The following is a 4253-nucleotide window of genomic DNA, read 5'->3' as shown; positions in this document are numbered from 1 at the left end:
CGCGCCAGCCGTTGCCGGCCGAGCCGGCGACGCCGCGCGCGCTCTGGCCCACCTTCATGCGCCGGACCCTGGCCGAGGACGCGCTGCGCCCCCGCGTCCCGCAGCCCGCCGAGTGACGCGCGGAGGCTGACGCCGCGCCGGCGTAACGTCCGGGATCGTTCGCGTTCGCCGCGCGTTCCTGTTCGACCTTGAGAGGTCGCGGGGACGACATGGCGAACGACGGCAAACCGGTTGCGGCGCGGCGCGGGATGCTCGGTCTGCTGGGGGCCGCGGCGGCGGCGGCGCCAGCCGCGGCCATCGACCCGAACGGCAATCGCGGCGACCTGCCCAACCGGCCGGAGAGCGAGGCCGAGAAGCGCAGGCCGCGCTACCGCGAGACGGACCACGTCCGCGCCTTCTACCGCACGAACCGGAGCTAGCGCCGATGCTGGTCAAGCGGGCCGAGGCGCGCGCGGCGCGCCAGCGTCTCTCCCAGGCCTATGGCGGGCTGTCCTCCGGCGGACTCGACCGTCGCGCGTTGCTGGCCCGGGCGGGGCTCGGCGCCGGTGGGCTTGCGGCGCTCGGTGCGTTGCCGCCGCTCAAGGCGCGCGCAGCGACCGAGCGCGTGGACCGCACCGCGCCGGCGCAGCTGATCCACAATGTCTGCACGCATTGCTCGGTCGGCTGCAGCGTGATTGCCGAGGTGCAGAACGGCGTCTGGACCGGGCAGGAGCCAGCCTGGGACAGCCCCATCAACCGCGGCACGCACTGCGCCAAGGGGGCGAGCGTGCGCGAGATCGTGCTCGGCGGGCGGCGCCTGCGCACGCCGCTCAAGCTTGTGGACGGCGAGTGGCGGCGCCTCTCCTGGGACCAGGCGATGGGCGAGATCGCCGCGAAGATGCAGGAGATCCGCGAGCAGAGTGGGCCGGATTCCGTGTTCTGGATCGGCAGCGCCAAGTTCACCAACGAGGCGTCCTATCTGTTCCGCAAGCTCAGCGCCTTCTGGGGCACCAACAACGTCGACCACCAGGCGCGCATCTGCCACTCGACCACAGTGGCCGGCATCTCCAACACCTGGGGCTACGGCGCGCAGACCAATTCCTACAACGACATCCGCAACGCCAGGACCATGATCATCATGGGCGGCAACCCGGCGGAGAGCCACCCGATCGCGATGCAGCACGTGCTCGCCGCGCGCGACAGCGGGGCCTACATGGCGGTGATTGACCCGCGCTTCACGCGCACCGCGGCGCATGCGCACGAGCATGTCCGCCTTCGCCCGGGAACGGACATCCCGATCATCTGGGGGATGCTCTGGCACATCTTCGAGAATGGCTGGGAAGACAAGGAGTTCATCCGGAGCCGCGTCTACGGCATGGATGAGGTGCGGCGCGAAGTCGCGAAATGGACCCCGCAGGAGGTGGAGCGAGTCTCCGGCGTGCCGGGCGAGCAGTTGCGCGACCTGGCGCAGCGCTTCGCGACGCAGAAGCCCGCGACGCTGATCTGGTGCATGGGCGCGACGCAGAAGACCGTCGGCACGGCGAATGTCCGCGCCTATGCGATCCTCTGCCTCGCGACCGCCAATGTCGGGCTGCCGGGGACGGGTGCGAACATCTTCCGCGGCCACACCAACGTGCAGGGCGCGACGGATCTCGGCCTCGATGTCGCGACGCTGCCTGCGTATTACGGGCTGGACGAGGCGGCCTGGCGCCACTGGTGCCGCGTCTGGGACGTCGAGTACGAGTGGATGCGCGCGCGCTTCGGCTCGCAGAAGCTGATGGAGGCGCCCGGCATCCCGTCCACGCGCTGGTTCGACGCGGTGACGATGCCGGAGGACCAGATCGAGCAGCCCCACAACGGGAAGGCGCTGATCGTCTTCGGCCATGGCGGCAACACCGTCAGCCGCATGCCCGAAGCCGTCGCCGCGATGGAGAAGCTCGAGCTGCTGGTCGTCGCCGACCCGCACCCGACCACCTATTCGCAGATCTCCAACCGGCGCAACGGGACCTACCTGCTGCCGATGGCCTCGGGCTTCGAGTTCGACGGCAGCCGCACTGCCTCGAACCGCTCGCTGCAATGGGGCTTCAAGGTGGTCGAGCCGCTCTTCGAGAGCCGCAACGACTACGACGTGATGTACGACCTGGCCAACCGGCTGGGCTTCGCAGAGGCGATGTTCCGCGGGATCAAGGTGGAGAACGGCCGCGTCTCGGCCGAGGACATCCTCCGCGAGATCAACCGCGGCTGCATCTCGATCGGCTACACGGGGCAGTCGCCCGAGCGGCTGAAGGCGCATGCGCGCCACCAGCGCCATTTCGACCTGGTGACGCTGCGCGCCGGGCCGGAGGCGCCGGAGGAGGTGCGCGGCGACTACTACGGCCTGCCCTGGCCCTGCTGGGGCAGCGGCGAATGGCGGCATCCGGGCAGCCACATCCTCTACAATACCGAGCTGCACGTGAAGGAGGGCGGCGGGACCTTCCGCGCGCGCTTCGGCGTGGAGCGCAACGGCCAGACGCTGCTGGCGGAGGGCAGCTGGTCGAAGGGCTCGGAGATCGAGGACGGCTATCCGGAATTCACCTACGGCGTGCTCAAGCGGCTCGGCTGGGATCGCGACCTGACCGCCGAGGAACGCGCGACGATCGAGCGCATCGGCGGCGACAACCCCGACCGCGTCTCCTGGTCGACCGACCTGTCCTTCGGGATCATCCGCGTCGCGCTGGAGCATGGCTGCAGCCCCTATGGCAACGCGAAGGCGCGCGCGGTGGCGTGGAACCTGCCGGACGGCGTTCCGGTGCACCGCGAGCCGATCTACACCGCGCGTCCCGACCTGATCCCGACCGTGCAGCAGGCCGCGGTGCTCGCCGCGGATCCGAACGCCGCGGCGCCGCCAGGCATCTATCCGACGCTGCGCGACCGGCGCGGCTTCCGCATGCCGCATCTCGGCCTCAGCGTGCAGATGCGCAGCCACCAGGTGGCGCGCGACTTCCCGATCATCCTGACGTCCGGGCGCCTGGTGGAGTACGAGGGGGGCGGCGAGGAGACCCGTTCCAACCCCTGGCTCGCCGAGCTGCAGCAGGACATGTTCGTCGAGATCAATCCGGCGGATGCCGGGGCGCGCGGCATCTCGCCGGGGCAGTGGGTGTGGGTGCTCGGCGCCGAGAGCGACGCCCGCGTGCGGGTGAAGGCGCTGGTGACGGAGCGCGTGGGCCGCGGCGTCGCCTTCATGCCCTTCCATTTCGGCGGCTGGTGGCAGGGCGAGGACCGGCGGCGCTTCTATCCGCCCGGTGCCGACCCGATCGTACTGGGCGAGAGCGCCAACACGGTCACCACCTACGGCTACGACCCCGTCACCTTCATGCAGGAGACGAAGGTCACGCTCTGCCAGATCCGCGCGGCATAGGGAGGGCAGCGAGATGGCCCGCCTGGTCTTCCTCTGCGACAGCGAGCGCTGCATCGAATGCAACGCCTGCGTCACCGCCTGCAAGAACGAGCACGAGGTGCCCTGGGGCATCAATCGCCGCCGCGTCGTCACCATCAATGACGGGCGCCCCGGCGAGCGCTCCATCTCCATGGCGTGCATGCACTGCACCGACGCGCCCTGCGCGGCGGTGTGTCCGGTCTCCTGCTTCTACGGCACCGAGGACCAGCTGGTGCTGCACGACAAGGATCTCTGCATCGGCTGCGGCTACTGCTTCTACGCCTGCCCCTTCGGCGCGCCGCAATATCCGCGGGTCGGCAACTTCGGCGGCCGCGGCAGGATGGACAAGTGCACCTACTGTGCCGGCGGCCCGCAGCAGGACAACACGCCGAGCGAATACGTCCAGTACGGCAGCAACCGCATCGCGGAGGGCAAGCTGCCGCTCTGCGCCGAGATGTGCAGCACCAAGGCGCTGCTCGCGGGCGACCAGGCGATCATCGCCGACATCTACCGCGAGCGCGTGCAGAAGCGCGGCTTCGGCTCCGGCGCCTGGGGCTGGCGCACGGCCTACCGGACCACGCTGGAGGTGTGAGGATGCGAAACCTCCTGCTTGGCCTCGCCCTGCTGGTCGCCGGTCCCGCGCTGGCGCAGCAGCCCGCGCTGCAGCCGGTGGACCCATCGGTGCAATCGGCGACGCCCCGGAACGCGGCGCCCGCCGCCCCGCCCGGAGCGGGCCCAGCCAACGGCGCTGCCGACGTGCAGTCGGCCGCGCCCGAAGTCGGCGAAAGTCGCGGCGGATCGGCGCAGGGCAGCGGCGCGAACACGGCGCAGCCGGAGACGACGGAGCCGCAGCGGCCCA

Annotated in this window: 4 protein-coding genes; all 4 read left to right on the top strand. The window is 70.6% G+C overall.

The window, feature by feature from the left end:
* The first annotated feature begins 248 nt into the window (after nucleotides 1-248).
* Entirely contained in the window at nucleotides 249-419 is a 171-nt protein-coding gene (locus tag L2I40_RS19735) for a hypothetical protein (RefSeq protein WP_237216894.1), read from the top strand.
* 5 nt (nucleotides 420-424) lie between these two features.
* Nucleotides 425-3376, top strand: a complete 2952-nt coding sequence (locus tag L2I40_RS19730; RefSeq protein WP_237216893.1) for a formate dehydrogenase subunit alpha — start codon at nucleotides 425-427, stop codon at nucleotides 3374-3376.
* A 13-nt stretch (nucleotides 3377-3389) separates the two neighbouring features.
* Entirely contained in the window at nucleotides 3390-3986 is a 597-nt protein-coding gene (fdh3B, locus tag L2I40_RS19725) for a formate dehydrogenase FDH3 subunit beta (RefSeq protein ID WP_237216892.1), read from the top strand.
* A gap of 2 nt (nucleotides 3987-3988) precedes the next feature.
* On the top strand, nucleotides 3989-4253 hold a 265-nt coding region (locus L2I40_RS19720; RefSeq protein WP_237216891.1), incomplete at its 3' end, for a hypothetical protein.

The organism is Falsiroseomonas oryziterrae, assembly GCF_021864505.1.
Classification (GTDB): Bacteria; Pseudomonadota; Alphaproteobacteria; order Acetobacterales; family Acetobacteraceae; genus Falsiroseomonas; species Falsiroseomonas oryziterrae.
This window is presented reverse-complemented; position numbering and strand designations above follow the sequence as displayed.

Coding starts and splice junctions, on each gene's coding strand:
- fdh3B (WP_237216892.1), top strand. CDS start 3,390: ATGGCCCGCCTGGTCTTCCTCTGCGACAGCGAGCGCTGCATCGAATGC.
- L2I40_RS19730 (WP_237216893.1), top strand. CDS start 425: ATGCTGGTCAAGCGGGCCGAGGCGCGCGCGGCGCGCCAGCGTCTCTCC.
- L2I40_RS19735 (WP_237216894.1), top strand. CDS start 249: ATGCTCGGTCTGCTGGGGGCCGCGGCGGCGGCGGCGCCAGCCGCGGCC.